Origin of the sequence: Spirosoma endbachense (genome assembly GCF_010233585.1) — a bacterium.
In the GTDB taxonomy this organism is placed as follows: Bacteria; Bacteroidota; Bacteroidia; order Cytophagales; family Spirosomataceae; genus Spirosoma; species Spirosoma endbachense.
In genome coordinates, this window is sequence record NZ_CP045997.1 from 2,860,808 (window position 1) to 2,887,445 (window position 26,638).

Here is a 26,638-nt window from a genome sequence, read left to right on the forward strand (position 1 = left end):
AGTCGTCAATAGTAGTCCTTATCGCAGGCCACGAATGGACAGCGCGCAGAACGTATGACTATCGTTTTATAATCGCTTCGTCGAAATTCATTATTGTACTCGTAACGACTGTCCAGGCAGCTAGCTCGGCCGGATTGAGTGTTTTATCAACAGGATATTCGCCCACTGCCAGCAGTTCCGTGGCTCGTTTTGGGTTCTTCCTGAAATCGGCCAGTTCTTCCGCGTAGAGCTGCTTCATCAGGTTAAGCTCTTCCACTCGGGCGGGACGACTGATAACCGCTTTAAAGACGGATTCGATCACTCCTTTCTCTGGCTCTTCCTTTTTCCCTTCGCCCAGTTTTTTCTGCGCCAGTACTCTGGCAGCTTCCACAAACTGCGGATCATTGAGCGTCACCAATGCCTGTAAGGGCGTGCTGGTTTTCTGACGCTTCACAATACAGGTATGCCGTTCGGCAGCATCGAAATTGAGCATCATGGGCGGGGGCGAACTCCGCTTCCAGATCGTATACATCGACCGCCGATAGAGGCTATCATTATGGTTCTGCACATACTTTACGGCGTTGCGTGTAGCCAGAGCCTCCCAGATCCCAGCCGGCTGGTAAGGGTGAACACTTGGCCCACCAATGCGCTGATTCAATAAGCCACTGGCGGCCAGTGCATTGTCACGAACCTGCTCGGCCGACATCCGATAGCTTGGCCCCCGAGTAAGGAAAACATTATCAGGGTCGGCTTCCCGTGCTTTTTCGGAAACACTCGATGACTGCCGATAAGTGGCCGACATAACGATCAGTTTATGCATCGCTTTGACATTCCAGCCAGATTCCCGGAATTTTACAGCCAGATAATCCAGCAATTCCGGGTGTGTCGGCAGTGCGCCCTGATTGCCAAAATCATCACTATTTTTGGCCAGCCCCTGCCCAAAATATTGCTGCCAGAACCGATTGGCCATTACCCGTCCGAACAAAGGATTTTCGGGCATCAATAACCATTTGGCCAGACCAAGTCGGTTTTTAGGCCATTCTTCAGGTATAGGATTCAGGCTATGCAATACAGCAGGCGTAACAACTTCTCCCGGCGCATCATAAGCCCCCCGTTTCAATAAGTGCGTTTCGCGCGGCACCGACCGCTCCTGCATGACCATTACCTGATCTGAATTCGTATAAAGCATCAGTTGCTCGCCACGGAGTTTCATGGCTTTGGCATACTCATCACGATATACAGAGTCCTGGGTGGTTACGTAATAGGTGTACAGACCTGTCCGTTGCACGGGGCTACGATTTGTTACCGGAGTGCGCAGGGCTGCGGTAAGCGCATCGGGCTGACCAGCTAGTTTGGGCATTTCGATCGGTGCCAGGCAACGGTCGTAGATACGCAACTCATCAACCGCGAAATCTTTGTAGAAATAATCGTGCATCCGGCCCACATAGAACGTATGCTGCGCCCAGTGTGTACGATCTTTTCCATACACCATGCTATGAATAAGATTATCGGCCACCACTTTCGTGCGTACAGCTTTGCCATTCAGATAAAGCGTCAGGCCGCTGGCACGACCCATACCATTGTAGGTAAAGGCGACCTGAAACCACTGGTGAACCGGCACTTTATCAACCGACTCAATATCGATCGCATTGGCTGGCCATACATGGTTAAAGGTAAGTTTCAGTCGTCCATCGGCCAGTAGATCGAGTTGATAACCGCGCTGACCGTCCATGGGTCCGGTCGTGCGTCCCATGAGTGTAAGAGCCGTTTGCGGCTTAGCCAGATTAAACCAGCTGCTTACTGTAAACGGCTGATTTTGCTCAAAAGCGCCAAACCCCCAGGGAAGCTCAATAAAACTGTCGCCCGGCAGGAAACGGGCTTTTCCGAAGCGGCCAGGAACCGCATAAGGCACCTTATCGGGGTCGCCACCGAGCCGCGCCGGAAGCGTATCATTTACCGTGTTTACAAATGCATTACGCGGATCTTTCCAGAGTTCTTCCTTTGTTTTACGTTTAGGAGCTTCCTTCTTTTCAGGTTTCTTACTGTCTGGTTTCGTCGTTTGAGCCTTCTTCACTTCTTCTTTTTTACGCTTAGCGTCTTCCAGTTTTTTCTTTTCGTTCTCGGCTTTCACATACGCACTGATGTCGGTCCGATCAGCTTCATCGAATGTATAATGCGCGATTAATCCTGAATCGGTTGACGAGCCTACATGTTGCGGTGCACTTGCCAGCCACTGCCCAAACCGTTGCTGATAATCGGGACGATTCGGGTTTAACTTTTGCTCTAAGGGCGTAAGTTTTTCACGAATGAATTTCAGTTTAGCGTCGGTTTCGGGCTTAGTGAGTGTAACGGTTGGCGCAGCTTCGCCATTGTAGGGAATCTGTCCACGTTCATTGTTACTATTGAAGAAGGCAAACAGTGAATAATAATCTTTCTGGCTGATCGGATCGTATTTGTGATCATGGCAGCGGGCGCATTCGACCGTCAACCCCAACATGGCTTTACCGAACGTATTAGCCCGATCGGCTACGTATTCAACCCGGTATTCTTCATCGACAATACCGCCCTCCTGGCTTTGCTGGTGGTTCCGATTAAACGCCGTCGCAATCAGTTGATCCCGATTCGGGTTTGGCAATAGATCACCGGCCAACTGCCACGTAATGAACCGATCGAAGGAAAGATTACGATTATAAGCCCGAATGATCCAGTCGCGATATGGCCATACGGTTCGCAGTCCATCGTCCTGATACCCATGCGTATCGGCATAGCGAGCTACATCGAGCCATTCTACTGCCTGTCGTTCACCATAATGCGGATTGTTTAGCAGCCGGTTTACGACTTTTTCGTAAGCATTTGGGGAATTATCGGCCAGAAACGCATCGACCTCGGCAGCAGTCGGTGGGAGGCCCGTCAAATCCAGGCTTACCCGACGAAGCAGCGTTGTTTTGTCGGCTTCAGGTGCGTGGCCTGCTTTCTGACCCTCCTGCTTAGCCAATACGAACCGATCGATTTCGTTTTTTACCCACTTTTCATCCTTAACCTTCGGTATTTCGGGCATTGTTGGCGCAATGAGCGACCAATGCTTTTTGTATTCGGCCCCCTGCTCGACCCAGCGCAACAGCATGGCTTTTTCCTCAGCGTTCAGGCTTAAATTCGATTTGGGCGTAGGCATCATCTCCTCAGGATCAGTGCTGATGATGCGACGTACTAACTCGCTCTCGGCCAGATTTCCCGGTACAATGGCCGTATGACCGCTTTTCGCTAAGGCTTCATAAGCACCCTCGGGTGTGTCCAGCCGTAAACCGGCCTGTTGTTTTGCTTTATCGGGACCATGACACGCAAAACAGCGATCCGAAAGAATAGGCTTAACGTGCAGGTTGTAATCGACTTTTTCGGGTAAGTGAACCTCAGCAGCTATCAATTCGGCGGGTTTCTCAACCGATTTCTGACAGGACGTAAGCCAGACTGACGTACAGAACAACCCAACCGTTGAGCTGAACAGAATACACCGAAATCGTATGTCAGACCAGACAGGCATACAAGTGAACCAATTGATTATGATACTATTTTACAAAAATAGTGAAGATACAACCAATAGCACAGTACTATTTTACCCGGTTATCGTTCAATTTTAACGTTTGACTTTTGTTCCAAACACTATTACAAGCTGCATTAATAGCGGCAAAGTCAGTTTGTAGACTTGATTTGTAGTCTAAACCCCTCTGATTAAATGACCGGCAGTCTTCTTCTCCCTCGGCCTGTTCTATCGCCCAATTACAAGCCTTGTTTGAGCGGGTGAACTTTCAGCATCCAGGAGTTGAATGCTAAGTGGACCTTCTTTACGCTGGGTTCTGTCAATAGCCACCGTGATCGAGTGAACACCCTGAGCAAAATCGGCAACGATTCCCTGATCGGTGAGTTTTAGCGGTTTTGAGCCTACCCAGGCACTTAAACCAGCAGTTGAGTTAATGGCCAGATTTACATTGCCTTTGCTGATCACTTCAATATCGAACCGAACGAAGCTGTATTGTTTACCAGCATTCACATCAACGACCGCCAGTTCATCCAAAGGCAGGTCGCCGGAAACTTTGCTATAAGCTGGTTGCCAGGCCACTTTTGCATTATCCTTCGTAACATAGCCTGGTCCATCGGCCAGGATTTTCCGGGTCAGTTCTTTAGTGGCAGAAACGGTGTTCCAGCGACGCACAAATCGGGCTGTGGGGACGCGGAATTTCCCCGACTCGCCCATTTTCGACAGAAATCCAATCAGATTGACAAACTCTTCTTTGTCTAAACTGGCTGTCAATCCCGGAGGCATCAGCGAACCAGGTACTTTTTCAATGGCATTGACCTGGCTTTTGGGAATGGCAACTTCTAAACCACTCACATCGCGTATCACTAGTTCGGAGGTGCCGTTACCAACCAGATAGCCCATTTGCTCACTACCATCTTTTTTCACGATACGCTGAAGTTCATATCCTTCCTTGATGGATAGATTTGGGTACAGAACGGATCGGATGATGGTTTCGGCGGGAGAACTCGTTCCCAGGCTGCTCAAATCCGGACCAATACGCCCTCCAGCTCCGCCAATCGCATGACAGGTAAGGCAGGTAAGGTTGCTTTTCCGGAATACCAGTTCTCCTTTAACAGGATCAGCGGTTTCTTTTGCTGTTTTCGCCAGACTGCTGATTTCCTGAGCAGTAAGCTCCTGAGGCATCTTTTCGGGGAGTAAAACACCACCTGAGGCCTCCAGTGCCTGCGTCAGGAGCTTAACATCTTCGCCATTACGCCGGTTGTAAGGCAGGTTACGCTGCACGATCTGCCGACCTTCCTTTGCCCTGTTTTCTGGTATCTTTTTGGCTGTCAGCTCGTCAGCGAGCGCACGCACGCCCTGCTTATTGACTAAAAATGCCTGAAAAAGTTCAGATACGTCCGTTTGTGCTGGTAAAGTCCGCAACAGATCAGCGCTAATTCTGGCCCCTTCCGAAACGTTCAGAGAAACCAGTTGAGAAGCCGCTGCCAGCCGCAGATCAACCGGATTTTTTCCGCTGGTCATGTCAACCAGTGACTTTCTGGCCTGCTCATTCCCCAAAGCGGCCAATGACTCCAGAGCGGCTTTTCGCTTGCTTTTATCTTCTTTTTGAGCCAGGCTGACCAGGGCTGCGTTCTGCTCATCCAGATGCCATAAACCAATCAACCGGATGGCGCTTGTAGAGATGGCTTCATCATCATTTTCGATAATACCGGTAATCCGATTCAACTTGCCCTCAGGTTTTAGGCCCCGTCGAGCGGCTTCTTCGAGGGCACCCAACTGAGTCGCCACTGATTTACCCGAACCCGTATTCGCCTGAACGGCTTTATCAAAAAGAATCGTCAAATCGGCAGCGCTGCCGAATTTAGCAAGCGAACCCAGCACGTCCTTCTGGTATTCTTCGGGAATCCGATTCTGTTGATACAACTGAGCCAGTCGAGAAACCGAAGCAGGGTTGCTGACCGACTTGAGCGCAAAGGTGGTTTTGCGGAAATCACCAAAGAATTCGGGATCTGTTTTCAGCCGGGACATCCAAAACGGTTCCAGTTCACGAACCGTCTGCCAGAGGGCAAAGTCCAGAAATTCGTCCATTGGATTATCCAGTACCGATAAAGCTGTACGGGCGGCCTCGGCCGTTTGTACTTTCCGGAGGGCAATCACGGCTTCAAGACGCACCTGAGGGTGCTTGTCCGTTACGGCTACGGTAAGCAGACTTGGCACATTGGTCAATTTAGGATACCATAATTCAAGTGCCCGCAATGCAGCTGCCCTGGCATTGTGCGTTTCTGCCTTCAACAGCCGAAGCAGAAGTGGCTCGTTCACCACATCAAGCGTTTGATACACCCAAAGTCCTTCCAGCAGTTGGTGCTCGTAGTCAGCATCCTTTTTATCTAAATCCTGAATCCATTTTTCAAGGGCTGGGATCACGTCTTTAGCACCGCGCGCTTTCAGAACCTGCTTGGCTTGTGAGCGAGTCCAGTTTTCCGGCAACTTCAGGGTTTCTAAAAGCTCGCTGACACTGGCCTTACTTAACTGCGGTTTTTTAATTAAAGGGCGGTTTTTGGCAATGATCCGCCAGATACGGCCATGCTCATGATCCCGGCGCGGATCATGAAAATCTACCTCACCATGCTGAATAATGGGGTTATACCAATCAGCCACATAAATAGCACCATCCGGACCAACCGAGATGTCTACAGGCCGAAAGGCAACATGGTCCGTCCATAATAAATCCTCGGCCTGCTTGGAGGCATACCCGCTGCCTTGTTCTTCCAGCTTAAATCGGTTAATGCGGTTAGCCCGAAAATCGTTGGTAATGACACTACCCTGCCAGGATTCAGGAAGGTGACGGCCCGAAATCACATCCAGGCCACTGTGCTTGGGCTGGCCCGGATTTAGCCCGCGAAGAATTCGGGCAGCACCCGGCGAGGTAAGAAATGTGGCTCCCGGAAATGCATAATTGATTCCTTCAAAACCAGCCCCATCTGTCAGAAAGGATTGCCCCCAGCGATCAAACTGCAAGCCCCACGGATTAACCAATCCTTTGGCGTAGATGTCAAGTTCGAGTTTTTTAGGATTTAACTGCCAGACACCACCACCTTCCAGGCGTTTGATTCCCGACGGCGTTTCAACGTGGCTATAGATGTAGATGGACTGGTTGAAATAAAGCAGGCCTTCGGGTCCCCATCGGAAAGTATGAATTAGGTGATGCGTATCGGCGGTACCAAAGCCGTTTAAAATCCGACGCTTTTTATCGGCCTTGCCATCCCCATCGGTATCCGCGAAATGGAGAATTTCCGTTGAATTGGCCACATAGACGCCACCATCTCCTGGCAGAATACCAGTGGGTGTTATCAAACCTTCGGCAAAAATGGTTGATTTATCGGCCTTACCATCCCCATCGGTATCTTCCAGAACAAAAATCTTGTCGTTTGCCTCCTCACCCGTTTTCAGGTGCGGGTACGCCGTACTGCTCACCACCCACAGTCGGCCATCGGCATCCCAGTTCATCTGGATGGGCTTGGCCACCAGTGGTTCAGCCGCAAACAGCGTTACCTCGAAACCATCGGCAACCTTGAAAGACTCAAGTTCACGCTTCACATCTGGATCAGGATCGTCTTTTCGATCAATCTGATTGGCGGATGAGGTAATCAATAAGATGATTGGGATGATTATCAGTCTACGGAAGAACTTCAGGGACCATCTTGTTTTCATGACGTTCTTATTACTTCAGAAGGGTAAGTTGATAAACTCTTGACTTAGGTGTGCGAACTAAGGCGATCTGCCCTTCTAACCATTTGATGATCAGGCTTTGATCTTCCAATCCCTTCGCATGCCGACCCTGCTCATGGGAACGCATACCAAGAATATAGGTCGTATTCGGCGGTCGGTACTGAAAGAAAAATAGATCATTCTTTTTCAAAACCATCTGTTGCAATTCGTGCGCTTGCTCAACTGAAGGCCCCTGTTTGATCTCGACTCCCTTTTCCCATTGTTTGTCCGATGCGGTTATTACCTCCGAATTGTCGATTGTAAGGGTATAAAATCCTTTTTTCAGGCCCGATATTTTAACCACCTGTCCAGGAGTTGTTAAGCCAGATTCGCCCGAAGGCAGTGGCAGTGGAAGGTAACGTTCCTCGATCGTGAATTTCAGTCCGGTAGCATTTGTCCCAGAATCCAGAATTTTCGCCGGATTCGTAGTTTCCGCTGCACTTTTAGAAATCGATATGGCAACCGGCTCAGTTCGTGGGCCCAACCCCAGTCCTTTTTCGAGAATACTCGCCAGATTATAGTAGCCGGTTTCATTCAGGTGAATGCCGTTTTCGGTAAGTGCTACGTTTTTACCGGCTTCCTGAATCGGTTTGAAAATATCGATAAACCGTTTGCCACGCTCCCTGGCTATGGTAGCTATTGTGGCCGTATACAGTTCCAGCATGGCATTGCGTTTCACCACGCTTTGAGCCGAGTCGGCGGATAGGATTGGAATGGGTGATAACAAAACGGCTTTTGCCCCAAGCTGGTCAATTTTGTCGATCAGTTTAGTTAATCCTTCTTTAAAAGCGGGAAGCCCAGCCTCACCGTCCTGCGCTTCAATGCCACCATATGCCACAAAAACAACAGTTGGTTGTGCTTTTGTAAGGTGTTCCATCAGCAATTCATAGGCAGTAGGCGGATTTGTAATCGTGCTGCGGGCAACGCCGAACACATTATCGCCAGTCCAGCCGATGTTCCGGTAAGTAACATCCCGGTCGGGCCATCGGGTTGTCAGGGCCAGCTCAATATAACCGTACTGAAAATCATTTTCGAATAGCGAATTCCCCAGAAAAACCACTCTATCGCCATTCTTAAGCTCAAAGGGAGAATTAAGTGATTCTGCCACAGGCTGGGGTTTATTCTGCGCAAAGGCCAATCCGTCAGGGCGATAAAGAAGCACGAATAAACTATACCCGAGGATGGCCACTACCTTACGCCTTCCCATACTTTTTTTTGTTAACATACCCAGGCTGATCATCAGCAACATTCTCATTAAAGTGTGTCGAAGCGATTACACGTTTTTACTTTCTGGTAACTTCTCCTGAATCAGAACCTATAATCTACTGAAGGTTAAATCAATAATTGACAAGAGTACCGTTGAGGCAAACTTGACCGCAGGAATCAGTTCAATTTTTCGCTGAAATCCGTATGAGTTCATCATTGTACTTCAAGATCATACGTAGGAAAGTTTCAACAAAACCTGATTTACTCAATGAAAACTCATGTTCAGTATCGAATCAGGATTAAACTGGAATAGTCCGATTGAATAGCCGCCCGGCGGTACAATAGGCAACAAAGATACTATGCCGGCAGCCTGGTCAGCGCTGAGCTATATTTCCCCTTTTAAGTCCAACAGTGAGCAATTCCAACATGTAGCTTAAGTTTTTGCCTGGTATTATGCTGCAAGTCCAGCATCACCAATGCCCTCAATCAATGCGATCATGCTTTGGAGGTTGACCTTTAAGTATACTGCACAATACGATACACTTTATTAACTAAGAGCTGAAACAAGTTGTCAACGATTTTTTAGAAACCTATTTCTTTGTGCTGATTTTTAGCCGATAACCTTTCTGTACTATGAATTATTTCCTCAAATCTCTGCTACTGGTTGCCTGGGGATTTTTAATGGCCGCAAGCTGTAAGCCCAAAGAAGACGTCTTGCCAGCACCGACCACAGAAGGGCTCAATACATTTGGCTGCAAGATCAATGGTAAGGTTTGGGTAGCCAATGGCATTCGTAACGACCAGGGACCAGCGGCCAAGGCAATCGAAGTAGAATTCAGGCAATTAAGCGCCACCTCTTTTTATCTGTTTATTCATACCAATGCCAGCACCAAAGACCGCGTTCAGTTAACCCTGCCCAATGGGGTGATTGGTACGAATAAGTTGGCAAATGGATATAATGACCCCTTCGCTATTTACTACGATAACCAGTTCAGGCTTTTTAATACAATAGAGTCAAATCCGGGCAAACTAGTGATCACGCGCCTGGACACCCTCAATCGGATTGTGTCGGGAACCTTCGAATTTGACGCGCAATATATTGTGAGTAAAGAGATCGTGCACGTCACCGAGGGCCGATTCGATATCAATATGAACAATCTGTAATCAGTTCTTGCCCGAACGGGTGACCGTGCTAAGCGCAACTTTACCTGGCAGGATAAAACACTTCAATCAGGTTGCCTATGAATTCTTCTAATCTACGTGATCAATGATGTGTACTTAGTACTATGCGTTAGGGAGCAATAAGAATAACTAACTCTTTAAATTTTAATCATATAAAGTGTATACGTGCCTTTTAATTTTTTGAGGACGTTTTCGACAGCTCATAAAAGTTAATCAGTAAATAATCCGATTTTTCTTGCCTTTCAGGAAAACTTCATTTTTATTTACGGCGTTATTACACTATCAGCGAAATTTCGCTAATTGTTTAAGATGATCGCCGAACCACAGACCGCCGAATTAAATCGTTTTAGTCGTACCCTTACGCAGGAAATCAGTAATCCAGCCGCAAAAGCCATGCTCTATGGCGTAGGCCTTACTGAAGACGACATGCAAAAACCCCAGATTGGCATCGCCAGCACGGGATATGAAGGCAACACCTGCAACATGCATCTCAATGGCCTCTCCGTTTACGTAAAACAGGGCATTCAGGCAAACGGACTCGTGGGGCTAATTTTTAACACAATTGGCGTATCTGATGGCATGACCAATGGCAACGATGGCATGCGTTATTCGCTGCCTAGCCGTGATCTCATCGCCGATTCTATTGAATCAGTCGTTACTGCCCAGTGGTACGACGGTGTTGTAACGGTAGTTGGCTGCGATAAAAACATGCCTGGTGCTATTATGGCGATGGCCCGGCTTAACCGGCCAAGTATCATGGTATACGGCGGTACGATCCGGTCCGGGCATTATAAAGGACAAAAATTGGACATCGTTTCGGCTTTTGAAGCACTGGGTAAACGATATGCCGGTAATATTTCCGACGAAGATTACGAAGGTGTTATTAAAAACTCGATTCCGGGCGCTGGTGCCTGTGGCGGTATGTATACGGCTAATACAATGGCCAGCAGCATTGAAGCCATGGGGTTAAGCCTGCCTTTCAGTAGTAGCTACCCGGCTACACACGAAGGCAAACAGGAAGAATGCAAAAAAATTGGTGCAGCGATGCGGGTATTACTGGAGCGCGGTATTACGCCTAAAGAAATCATCAATCGCAAATCACTCGAAAACGCCCTGACCGTTGTCATGGCACTTGGCGGCTCAACTAACGCCGTGTTGCACTATCTGGCGATTTCGAGGGCTGCTGGCATACCGCTCACACTCGATGAGATTCAGGCCATTAGTGATCGCGTGCCGTTCCTGGCTGATCTGAAGCCGAGTGGTAAGTATTATATGGAAGATATGCTTGCTATTGGAGGTGTTCCAGCCGTTATGAAATATCTCTATCAGAATGGCCTTATCCACGGCGATTGCCTGACAGTAACGGGCAAAACCATAGCCGAAAATCTGGAAGAGATACCAACGCTGGATTTTGATACGCAATCAATTGTACGGCCCTTAAGTAATCCGATCAAGAAAACGGGTCATATTCAGATTCTAAGGGGTAACCTTGCTCCTACCGGATCAGTTGCCAAGATTACAGGGAAAGAAGGCCTGAAATTTGATGGTACAGCCAAAGTATGTGAGCATGAAGGCGAAGTGATTGATGCCCTGCAAAAAGGTGAAATTCTGCCCGGTCAGGTCATCGTTATTCGCAATGCTGGCCCTAAAGGTGGCCCTGGTATGAGCGAAATGCTGAAACCAACCTCCGCGATTATGGGCGCTGGCCTCGGCGATAAAGTTGCGCTGATTACTGACGGTCGGTTTTCGGGAGGCACGCATGGCTTTGTTGTGGGTCACGTTACTCCGGAAGCCTATGAAGGTGGGCCGATTGCCCTCGTTAAAGATGGCGACCGTATCACAATCGACGCCGTATCCCGCCAGCTTACGTTACACATTTCAGATGACGAATTCGCTGATCGCCGAAGCCGCTGGACACAATCAGCTCCCCCATTCACCAAAGGTGTATTGGGCAAATATATCCGAAGTGTAAAATCAGCTAGTGAAGGTTGCGTAACAGATGAAGATTAAGCCATTCTTCATTGTCTTTCAGAAGACCTATTCGAATAAAATTGAGCGAAACAACAAGCTAAAGACTTAAAACTGACCATACGTCATGGAAGCAATCGCCAGCATCGCACCAGAAGTTATCGAAACAACACCATCGGTTTCTAATACGGTACCGAAATTAATTTCAGGCTCGGAAGCACTCATGATGGGTTTGGTAGCCGAAGGAGTCGATACCATTTTTGGGTATCCTGGTGGAGCCATTATGCCCGTCTACGATGCCCTGTATGATTATCAGGACCGCATCAACCACATTCTGGTACGCCACGAACAGGGGGCTGGTCATGCGGCTCAGGGTTACGCCCGGATGCAGAGCCGTGCGGGCGTTTGCCTCGTCACGTCAGGGCCGGGGGCTACGAATCTGGTTACAGCCATTGCCGATGCCCAGATCGATTCGACGCCAATGGTTTGCATTGTGGGTCAGGTTGCCAAGCGGCTTCTTGGGACCGATGCTTTCCAGGAAGCTGACGTGATGGGTGTAACCATGCCGATCACAAAATGGAATTACCAGATAACCAATGCCGATGAGGTGCCGGAAATCCTGTCGAAGGCTTTTTACATTGCTCAGTCGGGTCGGCCGGGTCCAGTGTTAATCGACATGACGAAAAGTGCCCAGTTGGAATTGATGACCAAGCCGTTTGTTTACGAACGTTGCCAGAGCATCATTAGTTACCGTCCGCGTCGGATACCCAAGCAGGAGCAGGTCGAGGTAGCCGCTCGCTTAATAAACAACGCCAAGCGCCCTTATGTGCTTGTTGGCCACGGCGTGCAAATCGCCAAAGCTGAAGATGAACTACGATTATTCGTCGAAAAAACGGGTATCCCCGTTGCAACTACACTACTTGGTCAGTCAACCATTTCAACTGATCACCCGCTTTATGTAGGCTGGTTAGGAATGCATGGTAATTATGGGCCTAACGTAATGACCGATCAGGCCGATGTGATTATTGCCATTGGTATGCGGTTCGACGATCGCGTAACCGGTGATGCCAGCAAATATATCAAACAGGCAAAAGTCGTTCATATTGAGATCGATCCGTCTGAAATTGATAAGATCATTCGGGCCGACGCGCCGGTTGTTGGTGATGCCAAAGAGGCACTTAAGGCGTTGACCGCCCTCGTTGAACCCAACGATCACACCATCTGGCGCAATGAGTTCCGCAAGTACGATACGATTGAGTATGAGCAAATTACACTGCCGGAATTAACCAGTACAGAAGGTAAAATCCGGATGGCCGAGGTAATTGACATGCTCTCGAAGAAGACGAACGGCGAAGCTGTTTTAGTTACCGACGTAGGGCAGCACCAGATGATGGCTTCCCGCTATTATCAGTTCCGTCGGCCAAATAGTCTGGTCACATCGGGGGGCATGGGTACAATGGGGTTTGCTCTGCCAGCCGCTTTCGGTGCACAGGTTGGAGCGCCTGATCGCCAGATTGTGGCCATTATCGGCGACGGCTGTTTTCAGATGACCTTACAGGAGCTTGGAACCATTGTTCAGAATAAACAACCCGTTAAAGCGATTATCCTGAATAACAATTTCCTTGGTATGGTACGTCAGTGGCAACAGTTGTTCCATGAGCGTCGGTATTCGTTCGTTGAACTACAAAATCCTGACTTCATTACCATTGCCAGAGGTTTCGGCATGGATGGCCAGACCTGCGACAAACGGGAAAGCCTGTCGGATGCGCTTGATACCATGCTCAATCATGATGGTCCGTTTCTGCTCGAAGTAATTGTTGAGAAAGAGGAAAACGTGTTCCCGATGGTTCCTGCCGGAACCAGCGTTGCCCAGATTCGACTAAAATAACGTGGTGTCGGACGGCTGTCTGTCCGGCATACATCCAAAACCGTGTCAGGTTTTAAACCCGACACCACGAACTATGACGACTTACACCATTTGCATATTCACTGAAAATACGATCGGATTGCTGAATCGCATCACGATTATTTTCACACGCCGACGCATCAACATCGAGAGTCTGACGGTTTCGGAAACTGAACGTAAGGGCGTTTCCCGGTTTACGATTGTGATCAAACACGAATCGCGGGAAGAGGTGGAGAAACTCGTTCGCCAGATTCGCAAGATCGTGGAAGTGTTGGCCGTTTTCGGTTACCTCAACGAGGAAATTGTGTATAACGAAATTGCTCTGTTCAAGGTATCGACACCATTAGGCAGCAAACCCCTGGACGTTGAGACAATCAATCAGCAATACAAAGCCTGGGTGGTTTACTGGGGGCTCGACTATGTTGTTATCGAGAAAACCGGCAACGACACCGAAATTTTTGAGTTTTTCGGGTACATCAAACAGTACGATATTCTTGAATTTGTTCGCTCGGGCCGGGTAGCAGTGGGTAAAACGGAGAAAGGGTTGGTCGAGTACCTACCCGAATCCGAGTGGGCTTACTATCTGTAATCTTTTCCGTCATTCCGGCGATTAGAGGAATCCAGAAGTCGCTTATTAATCAGGTTTAACCAAACGCAGGAACGGATTTTCCCTGGTGTTAGAATGACAGGAAAGCAAATTTGCATAATCAATCATAAACCTAAAATACGAGTACCAAAACCAATTAAACATGGCAACGATTAATTTCGGAGGAGTTGAGGAGCAAGTTGTTACGCGGGAAGAGTTCCCGTTAGAAAAAGCCCGCGAAGTGCTGGCCAATGAAGTCATTGCAGTTATCGGCTATGGTGTACAAGGTCCTGGCCAGTCGCTGAACATGCGCGACAATGGTTTCAACGTTATCGTTGGGCAACGTAAAGGCAAAACCTACGACAAAGCCGTTGCCGATGGCTGGGTGCCGGGTGAAACGCTGTTCGAAATCGAAGAAGCGCTGGAAAAAGGCACCATTATTTGCTTCCTGCTTTCCGACGCTGCTCAAATTGAACTATGGCCAACCGTAAAAGCGGCTCTTAAACCAGGCAAGTCACTTTACTTCTCGCATGGTTTTGGTGTCACGTATAAAGAGAAAACAGGGATCGTGCCACCCGCCGATGTCGATGTATTCCTGGTAGCACCTAAAGGCTCAGGCACATCGCTACGCCGGTTATTCGTAGAGGGTAAAGGCCTGAACTCCAGCTTTGCCATTTACCAGGATGCCTCCGGTAATGCTCGTACGAAAGCCATTGCTATGGGTATCGGTGTGGGTTCAGGGTATCTGTTCGAAACCGATTTCTACAAAGAAGTAACGTCTGATCTGACCGGCGAACGGGGTACGTTGATGGGTGCTATCCAGGGTATTTTTGCGGCTCAGTACGAAGTGCTGCGCGCCAATGGCCATAGCCCTTCTGAAGCGTTCAACGAAACAGTTGAAGAACTGACTCAGTCACTGATGCCACTGGTAGCCGAAAATGGTATGGACTGGATGTATGCGAACTGCTCGACTACAGCCCAGCGCGGTGCCCTCGACTGGTGGAAACCTTTCCGCGATGCAACCAAGCCTGTTTTCGAACAATTGTATAACTCCGTTAAATCGCAGGAGCAGGCCGAAATCAGCATTACCCGCAATTCGCAACCTGATTATCGCGAGAAACTGGAAGTGGAACTGTCTGAACTCCGTGAATCGGAGATGTGGCAGGCTGGAGCTGCTGTACGGTCATTGCGTCCAGAGCGTACCTAAGGATACATGTATAGCAACGGTTCGCCATAGCAACGGACCACTGTTGCAATGGCGAACCGTGATGAATAAGGCACAATGGATACTATAAATTCGTTGTGCCATTATCCTGGACTCAACTCATTATTCATTGTGCCTTATTCATTAAACGAAGCCGCTTTCCCTGATCTCGATACGATTTATCTGGCAGCAGAACGGCTGCGGGGCATTGTTGCGCATACACCGCTGCAAGAAAATATCAATCTGTCTGACCGCTACGGAGCCAATATTTTCCTGAAACGAGAAGATTTGCAGGTTGTACGGTCTTATAAGATTCGTGGGGCCTACAACAAAATGGCGAGTTTGCCTGCCGAAGCCCTGGCCAAAGGCGTTGTGTGTGCCAGCGCAGGCAACCACGCCCAGGGCGTTGCCTATGCCTGCCGGAAGATGGGCGTGCACGGCATTATTTTTATGCCAACAACCACGCCGAATCAGAAGATCAAACAGGTAAAGCTATTTGGGAAGGAGTTTGTCGAAGTCGTTCTTACCGGCGATACCTATGATGATGCATTCCATGCAGCTATGGAATTCGTTCAAACCAACGAAAGCATTTTCGTTCATCCCTTCGATGATGTGCAGGTCATTGAGGGCCAGGGAACGGTTGGACTGGAGATTTTCAAGGACTCGAATTTTAAGATCGATTACCTGCTGATGGCCATCGGTGGCGGTGGATTAGCATCAGGCCTTTCGACCGTATTCAAGCAATTAAGCCCCAAAACCAAACTGATCGGTGTAGAGCCGCTGGGTTCACCCTCCATGAAAGTTTCTATCGACGAAGGACACGTGATAGCACTTGACCGAATCGACAAGTTTGTGGATGGGGCTGCCGTGAAACGGCCGGGCGATATAACCTTTGAAATCTGCCGTAAAAATCTCGACAGTGTATTACTGGTTCCCGAGGGTAAAGTTTGCACGGCTATTCTTAAGCTCTACGACGAAGACGCGATTGTAGCCGAGCCTGCGGGTGCGCTCACCATTGCGGCACTAGACATGCTGAAGGACGAAATCAAAGGTAAAAACGTCGTCTGTTTAATTAGTGGTGGGAATAATGATATCACTCGGACCGAAGAAATCAAAGAACGGTCATTGCTGTATGAAGGACTGAAACATTATTTCATTATTCGGTTTCCACAACGGGCCGGAGCCTTCCGCGACTTTCTGAACGTGCTGGGCCCAACCGACGACATCAGCCGCTTTGAGTATATCAAGAAAACGAACCGGGAAACCGGCCCGGCTGTGGTTGGTATCGAGCTGAAGAGTCGCGAAGATTTCGAGCCACTTATCCAGCGAATGCAGGCGCAAAACATCGTCTTTGAGTACCTGAACGACCAGCCCGATTTATTTCAGTTTTTGGTGTAGGTTAGCACCTGGAATCAGCTTTTAACTGATTTTTTTGACTTGAGAAGCGATGATAACTGCCGTTCAAAATAAACAGCAAGCTTTCGAGCGTCTTCAGTCGCATCAGTCGGCTCTAAAACAGTTTGGTGCAGCCCGGCTCGGATTGTTTGGGTCATTTGTGCGGGGCGAAGAAACCGAAAAAAGCGATATAGACTTTGTTGTGGAGTTTCAGGAAGGCAAGAAAACGTTCCGTAATTTCATCAATATGGTCTACTACCTGGAAAAGGTAATGGGACGGGAAGTAGAGCTTCTTACCGGGGAAGGTATGGCTTCCTTTGTGAAACGTGAAGCCGAAAAAGAGATTGCATATGTACCCTTCTTCAATTGAATTTCTGCAACATATTCAGGCTGAATTGTCCTACATTCTGACCTATTCAGAAGGCATTACCTATACCACCCATTTCTATCCAAAGCATTTATCCGAAGTTTCGAGGTTATTGGAGATGCCTGTAAAAATATTCCAGATGAAGTTCGGTATAATCATCTCGAATTTGACTGGAAAGGTTTTGCCGGAATGCTGGATAAGCTAATTCATCACTATTGGGGAGTCGATTATGAGCTATTGTGGGATGCTATCCAACAGGAAATCCGACTCAATAAAGTATGGATCGACATCATTATCGAGCAGGAGATAAATAAGCTTTAAACAGTTATGCTCCGCGTCCCATCTTCCATTCAGCCCAACCAGTTTCAGTCTCTGACTATTCAGCGTCCTGTCCCCGATGGGTCCGACGCTTCAGAAATGACGTTTGTGGCCTACCGTAGCGACGTATATCCCGAACGGAACGAGGTTTTTTTTGAAGAACATGCCGTCATCGTTGTGCTGGAAGGAGAAAAGAAGTTCAGTTCGCCCACCCAGGAGTTGCACGTGCGCAAAGGCGACATTTTGTTTTTTCAGCGAGGCTGCTACTCCATGAACGAATCCATCGACTCAAGCTATCGAAGTCTGGTGTTTTTCGTAAACGAAAAATTGTTGAAAGAATTTGTCAGCCAGCATCTTACGTTATTTAAAGATAGCTCAACGTCACTACCGGCATCCTTTATTCTATCGTTTTCATCGTCGCCCACCTTCACCACATTTATCGATTCACTACTACCCTATTTTGGCGCTAAAACGCCTTTTTTAAATGAATTGCTACGACTCAAGTTTCAGGAGTTGTTACTGCATCTGCTGGAACTTGATACAGTAGGAAACCCGCCCGGACAACTACAGGCAATTCTATTACATATTTACGAAGGACTGAAAACCGACCTTGATTATCTGATGAGCACTTATTTACTCAAGCCATTGTCGATGAGCGAATTATCCAGATTATCAGGAAGAAGTCTGTCGGCCTTTAAACGTGACTTTGAGGATCATTTTCACACTTCACCCGGCCAGTGGATTCGGCAGAAACGGCTTGAACATGCTCATTTTCTGCTACGAAACACCGATAAAAATGTATCGGAGGTAAGCCGGGAAATCAGTTACGAGAGCGTCTCTCATTTTATTAAAGCCTACAAGCAGCAATACGGTTTTACTCCCAAAAGAACCGAATGAGCTATAATCGCTATTTACTGGACGAATGACGAGATGAATGATTGGATAAGTTTAAGCAATTTTGTAGCCACGTTTCTCTGCTCTATTGATAACTGGGAAACAGTGACAGTTTGTACAGATAATTGTTTTCCTATACAGCTATGAGTACCCCAAAGACCCTGTTCGACAAAGTGTGGGATGCGCACGTCATCCGGCAGGTTAAAGATGGCCCCGATGTATTGTTTATCGATCGGCATTTTATTCACGAAGTAACAAGCCCCGTGGCTTTTCTGGGCCTTGAAAGCCGGGGTGCATCCGTGTTATTTTCGGGACGCACCTTCGCGACTGCCGATCACAATACGCCAACACTCAACCAGCACCTGCCGGTGGCTGACCCACTGTCAGCTAATCAGCTGGCAGCCCTGGAGCGTAATGCTGCTCATTATGGTATCTCGCACTGGGGTCTAGGCCACCAGAAAAACGGTATCGTGCACGTAGTTGGCCCCGAAAACGGGATTACACTACCCGGTATGACTATCGTTTGTGGTGATTCGCACACCTCAACTCATGGTGCATTTGGCGCTATCGCGTTCGGCATTGGTACGTCAGAAGTCGAGATGGTTCTGGCAGCACAGTGCATTATGCAACCCAAGCCGAAGAAAATGCGGATCACCGTCAACGGCAAAGTGGGTAAAGCTGTTCTTCCGAAAGACGTAATCCTGTACATTATTTCGCAGACATCAGCCAGCGGAGCCACAGGCTATTTTGTGGAGTATGCCGGGGAGGTTTTTGAGAATATGAGCATGGAAGGCCGTATGACGGTTTGTAACATGACCATTGAAATGGGTGCCAGAGGAGGTATGATTGCCCCCGATGAAACCACACTCAACTACCTGAAAGGCCGCGATCTTTCGCCCAAAGGCGAACAATGGGACAAACTGGTCCCTTATTGGCAGACGCTTAAAACCGATGAAGGCGCTACTTTTGACCTCGACCTGACCTTCGACGCAGCCGATATCGAACCTCAGATTACGTATGGCACGAACCCTGGTTTAGGAACGGGCGTAACGCACCAGATTCCAATGGCCGATGCCGTGAAAGACGGTTCTGCGAGTTACAAAAAATCGTTACAGTACATGGGCTTCGCCGAAAACGAATCCATGTTGGGCAAGCCCGTCGATTTTGTATTCTTGGGAAGCTGTACGAATGGCCGCATTGAAGATTTCCGGGCATTTGCCTCCATTGTGAAAGGTCGTCAGAAAGCTGATCACATCACGGCCTGGTTAGTACCGGGTTCGCACGTTGTTGAGAAGCAAATTAAAGATGAGGGTATTCTGGATATTTTGACCCAGGCAGGTTTTGAATTGCGCCAGCCTGGTTGTTCAGCCTGTCTCGCCATGAATGAAGATAAGATTCCAGCGGGCAAATACGCCGTTTCTACCTCAAACCGTAACTTCGAGGGACGCCAGGGGCCGGGCGCGCGCACACTACTGGCCAGCCCATTAGTAGCAGCCGCAGCCGCCGTTACAGGCGTAGTAACAGACCCCCGTCAACTCATCTAGCTTGCTTATTAACAATGGCTTACGACAAATTCACCATACTCCGAAGCAGTGCCGTTCCTATGCCAAATGAGAACGTAGACACTGACCAAATTATTCCTGCCCGTTTTCTCAAAGCCACTGAGCGTAAAGGTTTTGGCGATAACCTCTTCCGCGACTGGCGTTACAATAGCGACAATACCCCAAAGGCCGATTTTGTCCTGAATATGCCTACTTACTCGGGTAAGATTCTGGTTGGGGGAAAAAACTTTGGCAGTGGATCGAGCCGCGAACACGCAGCATGGGCCATCTATGACTATGGCTTCCGTTGTGTGGTTTCGAGCTTCTTTGCTGATATTTTCCAGAACAACTCCATCAATGTTGGCATCCTGCCGGTACGGGTAACTCCTGAGTTTCTGGAAAAAATCTTTGCGGCTATTGAAGCCGACCCAAAGACGGAACTAGAGGTAAACCTGCCTGCACAAACCATTACGCTTCTAGCTACGGGTGAGAGTGAAAACTTTGCCATTAACGAATACAAAAAGCATAATCTCACCAATGGCTATGACGATATCGACTACCTGTTATCGATGAAGAACGAAATCGCAGCCTTCGCCGAAACAAGACCATTTTAGTTTTGAATGATTAAGTGATTGAATGATTGAATAGGCTGCGCGCATCTTACTATTCAATCATTCAATCACTCAAAAATTCAATCATTCAAAAATGAAACGTCGCTACATAGAAATTATGGACACGACACTCCGCGATGGTGAACAAACCAGCGGAGTGTCGTTTTCAGCATCTGAAAAACTGGCTCTGGCGCAATTGCTGCTTACCGAGGTCAAAGTAGATCGCGTTGAGGTTGCTTCGGCACGCGTATCGGCAGGTGAGCTAGAGGCCGTTCAACAGATTACCGGTTGGGCAGCGGGAGTGGGTTTACTCGAAAAGATTGAGGTGTTAACCTTTGTGGATGGGCAAGCCTCACTCGACTGGATGCATGCATCGGGCGCGAAGGTCATGAATTTGCTTACAAAAGGCTCGATCAATCACCTGACCCACCAGCTTAAGAAAACGCCCAGCGAACATTTTGCCGATATCGAACAGGTTATCAGCAAAGGGCAAAACCATGGCTTACAGGCAAATGTATATCTGGAAGATTGGAGCAACGGCATGCGAAACTCGCCGGATTATGTGCTTCAATACCTGGATTTTCTAAAAACCCAACCCATCCGTCGGGTGTTGCTCCCCGACACGCTTGGTATACTGACCCCTGCCGAGACGTATGATTTCGTCAGCCGGTTGGTAAGCCGTTATCCCGAACTGCACTTCGACTTCCACGCCCATAACGACTATGACCTCAGCATTGCCAACGTGATGGAAGCCATCCGGGCGGGCGCGCATGGCATACACCTGACCGTTAATGGGTTGGGCGAGCGGGCGGGCAATGCCCCCATGGCCAGTGCAATCGCGGTGTTGCGTGACTTTATGCCGGAAGTAAAAATGGGCGTGGTCGAGAAGTCACTGTATCAGGTTAGCAAGATTGTCGAGACATTTTCGGGGCTTCGCATTCCCGATAACAAGCCGGTTGTCGGCGACAATGTGTTTACTCAAACCGCTGGTATTCATGCCGATGGCGATAAGAAAAACAACCTGTATTTCAACGCCTTGTTACCCGAACGATTTGGCCGGAAGCGCAGTTACGCGCTCGGTAAAACATCGGGGAAAGCCAACATCGAGAATAATCTCCGCGAATTAGGCATTCAGTTATCGGAGAACGATCTTAAAATGGTGACCCAGCGCGTTATTGAACTGGGCGATCAGAAAGAGGTAGTTACTCGTGAAGACCTGCCTTACGTTATCTCCGATGTGTTAAATACTACCGCCATTGCATCGCGGGTGGAAATACTCAATTATGTATTGACACACTCAAAAGATCTAAAACCCTCGGCCACGCTGCGGGTACGTATCGACGACGATCAGTTTGAGGAAAATGCGCAGGGCGATGGTCAATATGACGCGTTTATGAACGCACTGAAGAAGATCTACGGCAAAAAGAAACGCACGTTGCCTATATTGACCGATTATGCGGTACGAATTCCGACGGGAGGCCGAACCGATGCGCTTTGCGAAACAATAATTACCTGGAAATACAAAAACCGCGAATTTAAAACCCGGGGACTCGATTCTGACCAGGCCGTGTCAGCGATCAAGGCAACCCAAAAAATGCTGAATACACTGGATTAAACATGGCAAAAAAACACATTCTTGTAGTCCCTGGTGATGGAATCGGGGCAGAAGTAACTACCGTTGGTAAGCAGGTTCTGGAGTTAATCGCTCAGCTGTTCGACCATGACTTTACCTACGACGAAGCCCTCATCGGTCACGTTGCTATCGAAGCTACCGGCTCTCCGCTACCCGAAGAAACATTGACTAAAATGCGGAGTGCTGATGCCATTCTTTTCGGTGCAGTAGGCCATCCTAAATACGATAACGACCCTTCCGCAAAAGTTCGCCCGGAGCAGGGTTTGCTTCAAATGCGCAAAGAGTTGGGCTTATATGCGAATCTACGCCCGATCAAACTCTTTGACGAACTTCTCGACGCATCGAGCATTAAGCCCGAGATCCTGCGTGGAGCCGACATCTTATTCTTCCGTGAACTGACTGGCGATGTTTACTTCGGCAAACGCGAACGGCTCGACGATGGCAATACGGCATACGACACTATGATTTATAGCAAATATGAAGTAGAGCGTATTGTTCGGAAGGCATTTGAGGCTGCGCGTACCCGTAGCAAAAAGCTGTGTTCCGTCGATAAAGCCAACGTATTGGAAAGCAGTCGCTTATGGCGCGAAGTAGTGCAGGCGCTCGCCCCCGAATACCCCGACGTAACGGTTGAGCACCAGTTTATCGATGCAGCGGCCATGTTACTCATTAAAGATCCTAAACGATTTGATGTCGTAGTAACAGGGAATTTATTCGGCGATATTCTGACTGATGAAGCCAGCCAGATTGCCGGTTCGATGGGGATGCTGGCCTCAGCTTCCATTGGCGATAGCACTGGTGTTTATGAACCTATCCATGGCTCCGCACACGATATTACGGGCAAGGGGTTAGCTAACCCACTGGCTTCTGTTCTCTCGGTAGCTTTGCTCCTGGATATTTCGTTTGGCTTTAAAGCTGAAGCACAAGCCGTCATTGACGCCGTTGATGCAGTATTGAAAGCGGGTTATCGTACACGTGATATTGCCAATACAACAACGTCTCCGGATAAAATTCTAGGCACTCAGCAAATGGGTGATCAAATTCTGCAACAATTAAAAGGCTGATTTATAGGCAAACCGCCTTATTAAAAAATTAGTAACTTGCTTGCAAAATTCCTAAAAACGGCTACTTTTGTAGCGTATTTACGCAAACAGCGAAATTTCGCAAATAAAATGACGCTTACTTGTTTGAATAACCGACTGCAAAAACTAAACGTTTTTTAAGAACGGAGAAGGATATTCCATGCAAAGAAAGCCCTTTCTCCATCAGAAAGGGCTTTCTTTATTTTAACCAGTGAATCACTAACAGTCCAATCAATACCGGGTATGAGCCAACGAGTTTATATTTTCGACACCACTCTGCGCGACGGCGAACAAGTGCCGGGTTGCCAGTTAACCACCGAAGAAAAAATTGTGGTTGCTAAAGAGCTGGAACGTATGGGGGTTGATATTATCGAAGCAGGTTTCCCAATATCCAGCCCCGGCGATTTTAAATCGGTAGTCGAAATCTCGAAGTCTGTTACAGAGCCAACAATCTGCGCCCTGAGCCGGGCTGTCAAAGGTGACATAGATGCAGCCGGAGAAGCGCTCAAATGGGCAAAGCGCGGCCGGATTCATACCGGTATTGGCTCGTCAGATATCCATATTCGCAACAAATTTAGTAGCACACGCGAGAAGATTCTGGAGCAGGCGATTGCAGCTGTTAAACACGCTAAAACATACGTTGAAGACGTCGAGTTTTATGCAGAAGATGCAGGTCGGGCTGATCTTGGTTTCCTTGCCCAGCTAACGGAAGCCGTTATCAAGGCTGGTGCTACAGTAGTGAATATTCCAGATACAACGGGCTATTGTTTGCCCGATGAATATGGCAAAAAAATTGCATACATCTATGAACACGTTTCAAACGTTCATCAGGCAACCATATCCATTCACTGTCACAATGACCTTGGTTTAGCTACTGCTAACACCCTTGCTGGTGTTATGAACGGCGCCCGCCAGGTTGAAGTTACCATGAATGGCATTGGCGAACGGGCAGGTAATACATCGCTGGAAGAGGTTGTTATGGCGATAAAGATTAAAAAAGAACTGGGTTTATACACAAACGTTGACTCAACCCGGCTTTTCCCAGTTAGTAATCTGGTGTCTCAAATGATGCGCATGCCTGTTCAGGCAAATAAAGCAATTGTTGGCCGAAATGCCTTTGCGCACTCGTCAGGTATTCATCAGGACGGTTTTCTGAAACATTCTGAAAACTATGAAATCATGAATCCTCACGATGTTGGCGTGCCAAAATCGTCTATTGTTCTTACTGCCCGTAGCGGCCGCCATGCGCTTAAGCATCGGCTTGAACTACTTGGTTACCGTTATGACAAACCGACTTTAGATGGTATTTACACTCGTTTTCTGGATATGGCTGATATTCGAAAAGAGGTGAATGATAAAGATCTTATGGAGTTAGTCCGTTAAAAGTAAGCCCGCCTAATGGTGGGCTTTTTGACTTCTAATAAGCGAACAAAAGCACTAAACACACTGTTTTGCTGGTAACAGTGAAGGAAACAATTCGATACTCTAAAGCGCTTTAGCTATGGCACGCCCAACCCCGGAATTGATTGAAGCCTTGCGTAGAACCGCACGTAAACTTGCAAATGGCGCTCCTTATCAATGGGGGCATATGGGAGGGTGCAATTGTGGAAATCTAGCTCAGGAACTGACAAAACTGAATAGAGATCAAATTCACCGCTATGCTATGGAGCGGTATGGGGACTGGAACGAACAGGTTGAGGGTTATTGTTCAACCAGCCAAATGCCAATAGATCTTGTCATCAGTGAAATGCTTAATGCCGGCCTGGTGCTTGAAGACTTAAAACATCTGGAAAAACTTGATGATAGACACGTGCTTCTTCGGTTTCCTCTAGAAGCTAGATATTTAAAACACAATGTTCGCGATGATGTAGTTTCTTACATGAACGCCTGGGCTGATTTACTCGAAGAGCAATTATTGAGTAAAATAACACTTCCTATAATTCAGGAATTGGCTCTAGCCTAAAGCAGTTACTGCTTTATGATAACAAAAAGCTATCTCTTGAAGGTGGCTTTTTCTATTTGGGTTGATCCCGAATTACTGACTCCACTCCATGCCTGTGGCTCAAGAGGCTTGCAGTTGGTTGGAGTTGCTGAAGCTAACCCGAGCTCCAGCCAAGTTAATCACACACAAAAAAAGTCTCTGACCTTGCGATCAGAGACTCGATTTCATCAGGTGGCACCTTCCTACTCTCCCACTTGTGACAGCAGTACCATCGGCAGTACGGGGCTTAACGGCTCTGTTCGAAATGGTAGAGGTACTAGTACTCTTCCAATTTAATCCTTACATCAACTTGGATTACAAGCCGGATTCACCTGCTCATACCACCGCTTGAGTTTGGTTTCCGCTGTAACTGCGGTAAAACTCCAATGCACCTTCACAGCAAGCTGGTTGCGCTCACTGACCCAAAGACTAACCTGACGCTCCAATTCTTCCAGACTACCAATGCGCCGATCCAAGCATTGGCGGGCTAGGGCCGAGAATTCGATCTCCGCTGCGTTCAGCCAAGATCCATGCTTTGGGGTATAATGAAACACCAATTTATGACTCAACAACCGGGCTTGGGCCAGCGGCAAATGCTCGTAAAAGGAACCGTATTTATGGGTATTCAAATTGTCCTGCACCAAGTCAATATACTCAACATCAGTATAGTAAGTGCTCACTAGTTCGTGCATGAACTCCGCATAATCGGCCTTTGTGCGTTGTTTGCGCACTTGAGTATAGCGTTGCCCGGTGTCCAGATCATACGCTAATAATACCACACACGTTCCTTTTCTGGCATATTCGTTGTCCTCTTTAGCAGCTTTGCCTGGTTGAATGGGTAGGGCTGCTATCATTTCATCCAACAATTGACACGGTCGTTCATCAAAGCATAATCGTGCCCGGCCCGGTGGGGTTGGCTGAGCATAAACGGCCAAAACGTTCTCCATTTTGGCTAGATATTCGCCGTCTACTTTCCCGATGCACCATTGCTTTTTAAGCCAGGGCTTGAGTTTACTTTTTTTAGGGTTAAGCGTACCGATTCGTCATCAATGTGGATGTCGAGTTTGACTAACCGTTCATTAATCAGGCTCGCTGTCCAACGAGTACGCCCATCAGGGGCCTCGCTACAGGCGATTTGAGTGATATGGGCCTCCACTTGCTGGGTCACTTTGCGGGGTTGGCCGGGTCGAGCTTTCTCCCCAATGGCTCTTTGCAGGCCCGTTTCCCGATAGCGTTTACGCAAGTTGAAGACTGTGGCCAGACTGATACCTAACGATTGGCTAATCTGAAAGGGGTGTTGGCCTTGATGGGAAAACTGCAAGGCTCTGGCTCGGGTCAACTTACGAGCAGCGTCTTTACCTTTACGAACGAGTTGGTCGAGCGTTGTGAGATCGGCTTCCGACAGCACAAACGGTTTAGCGATTTGGCCCATGTCGGAAAGATAGCTACTTTTATCTAACCATTAAATTGGAAGAGTACTAG

20 protein-coding genes are annotated in these 26,638 nt (G+C 48.1%); 15 read left to right on the forward strand and 5 right to left on the reverse strand.

All coding sequences use genetic code 11. The annotated features are described in order from the left end of the window. Positions 1-58: 58 nt before the first annotated feature. From GJR95_RS11355 to GJR95_RS11365, 3 genes are all read right to left on the reverse strand, one after another. Positions 59-3,517 carry a DUF1553 domain-containing protein gene (locus GJR95_RS11355; RefSeq protein WP_162385971.1) on the reverse strand — a complete coding sequence of 1,153 codons (3,459 nt, stop codon included), beginning with the start codon at positions 3,515-3,517 and terminating at the stop codon, positions 59-61. 225 nt (positions 3,518-3,742) lie between these two features. Beyond that, complete coding sequence (locus GJR95_RS11360; RefSeq protein ID WP_162385972.1) at positions 3,743-7,225, reverse strand: PVC-type heme-binding CxxCH protein; 3,483 nt, start codon at positions 7,223-7,225, stop codon at positions 3,743-3,745. Between the two features lie 10 nt (positions 7,226-7,235). Beyond that, entirely contained in the window at positions 7,236-8,489 is a 1,254-nt protein-coding gene (locus GJR95_RS11365; RefSeq protein WP_162385973.1) for a GDSL-type esterase/lipase family protein, read from the reverse strand. A gap of 632 nt (positions 8,490-9,121) precedes the next feature. On the opposite strand from GJR95_RS11365, the gene GJR95_RS11370 reads away from it, so the two are divergent. The 15 genes from GJR95_RS11370 to GJR95_RS11440 all read left to right on the forward strand — a co-directional run bounded on the left by GJR95_RS11370 (position 9,122) and on the right by GJR95_RS11440 (position 25,138). Beyond that, positions 9,122-9,652, forward strand: coding sequence for a DUF6252 family protein (locus tag GJR95_RS11370; protein WP_162385974.1), 531 nt, complete (start codon positions 9,122-9,124; stop codon positions 9,650-9,652). A 327-nt stretch (positions 9,653-9,979) separates the two neighbouring features. Beyond that, complete coding sequence (gene ilvD, locus GJR95_RS11375) at positions 9,980-11,680, forward strand: dihydroxy-acid dehydratase (protein ID WP_162385975.1); 1,701 nt, start codon at positions 9,980-9,982, stop codon at positions 11,678-11,680. An 85-nt stretch (positions 11,681-11,765) separates the two neighbouring features. Beyond that, positions 11,766-13,526: a biosynthetic-type acetolactate synthase large subunit gene (gene ilvB, locus GJR95_RS11380; protein ID WP_162385976.1), complete on the forward strand. Its 1,761-nt coding sequence runs from the start codon at positions 11,766-11,768 to the stop codon at positions 13,524-13,526. Positions 13,527-13,599: 73 nt separating this feature from the next. Further along, positions 13,600-14,133, forward strand: a complete 534-nt coding sequence (ilvN, locus tag GJR95_RS11385) for an acetolactate synthase small subunit (RefSeq protein WP_162385977.1) — start codon at positions 13,600-13,602, stop codon at positions 14,131-14,133. Between the two features lie 160 nt (positions 14,134-14,293). After that, complete coding sequence (gene ilvC, locus GJR95_RS11390; RefSeq protein ID WP_162385978.1) at positions 14,294-15,337, forward strand: ketol-acid reductoisomerase; 1,044 nt, start codon at positions 14,294-14,296, stop codon at positions 15,335-15,337. A 129-nt stretch (positions 15,338-15,466) separates the two neighbouring features. Beyond that, positions 15,467-16,732, forward strand: coding sequence for a threonine ammonia-lyase (gene ilvA, locus GJR95_RS11395; RefSeq protein ID WP_232541154.1), 1,266 nt, complete (start codon positions 15,467-15,469; stop codon positions 16,730-16,732). 49 nt (positions 16,733-16,781) lie between these two features. After that, complete coding sequence (locus GJR95_RS11400; RefSeq protein ID WP_162385979.1) at positions 16,782-17,099, forward strand: nucleotidyltransferase family protein; 318 nt, start codon at positions 16,782-16,784, stop codon at positions 17,097-17,099. Between the two features lie 129 nt (positions 17,100-17,228). Beyond that, complete coding sequence (locus tag GJR95_RS42785; RefSeq protein WP_232541275.1) at positions 17,229-17,417, forward strand: HepT-like ribonuclease domain-containing protein; 189 nt, start codon at positions 17,229-17,231, stop codon at positions 17,415-17,417. A gap of 6 nt (positions 17,418-17,423) precedes the next feature. Beyond that, complete coding sequence (locus tag GJR95_RS11410; protein ID WP_162385980.1) at positions 17,424-18,311, forward strand: helix-turn-helix transcriptional regulator; 888 nt, start codon at positions 17,424-17,426, stop codon at positions 18,309-18,311. A 140-nt stretch (positions 18,312-18,451) separates the two neighbouring features. Beyond that, positions 18,452-19,852 carry a 3-isopropylmalate dehydratase large subunit gene (leuC, locus tag GJR95_RS11415; RefSeq protein ID WP_162385981.1) on the forward strand — a complete coding sequence of 467 codons (1,401 nt, stop codon included), beginning with the start codon at positions 18,452-18,454 and terminating at the stop codon, positions 19,850-19,852. Between the two features lie 14 nt (positions 19,853-19,866). Continuing rightward, complete coding sequence (gene leuD / locus GJR95_RS11420; RefSeq protein ID WP_162385982.1) at positions 19,867-20,463, forward strand: 3-isopropylmalate dehydratase small subunit; 597 nt, start codon at positions 19,867-19,869, stop codon at positions 20,461-20,463. Between the two features lie 91 nt (positions 20,464-20,554). Further along, a complete protein-coding gene (locus GJR95_RS11425) occupies positions 20,555-22,075 on the forward strand; it encodes an alpha-isopropylmalate synthase regulatory domain-containing protein (protein WP_162385983.1) in 1,521 nt (506 codons plus the stop codon). Between the two features lie 2 nt (positions 22,076-22,077). After that, complete coding sequence (gene leuB / locus GJR95_RS11430; RefSeq protein ID WP_162385984.1) at positions 22,078-23,157, forward strand: 3-isopropylmalate dehydrogenase; 1,080 nt, start codon at positions 22,078-22,080, stop codon at positions 23,155-23,157. A 261-nt stretch (positions 23,158-23,418) separates the two neighbouring features. Continuing rightward, positions 23,419-24,558, forward strand: coding sequence for a 2-isopropylmalate synthase (locus tag GJR95_RS11435; RefSeq protein ID WP_162385985.1), 1,140 nt, complete (start codon positions 23,419-23,421; stop codon positions 24,556-24,558). 118 nt (positions 24,559-24,676) lie between these two features. Next, positions 24,677-25,138 carry a hypothetical protein gene (locus GJR95_RS11440; protein ID WP_162385986.1) on the forward strand — a complete coding sequence of 154 codons (462 nt, stop codon included), beginning with the start codon at positions 24,677-24,679 and terminating at the stop codon, positions 25,136-25,138. Positions 25,139-25,461: 323 nt separating this feature from the next. Here GJR95_RS11440 and GJR95_RS11445 read toward each other — a convergent pair whose 3' ends face one another. Further along, positions 25,462-26,196, reverse strand: coding sequence for an IS630 family transposase (locus GJR95_RS11445; protein ID WP_162391670.1), 735 nt, complete (start codon positions 26,194-26,196; stop codon positions 25,462-25,464). Further along, positions 26,124-26,588, reverse strand: coding sequence for a helix-turn-helix domain-containing protein (locus tag GJR95_RS11450; RefSeq protein ID WP_162385987.1), 465 nt, complete (start codon positions 26,586-26,588; stop codon positions 26,124-26,126). Before GJR95_RS11450 ends, GJR95_RS11445 begins: the two co-directional genes overlap by 73 nt. Positions 26,589-26,638: the final 50 nt, after the last annotated feature.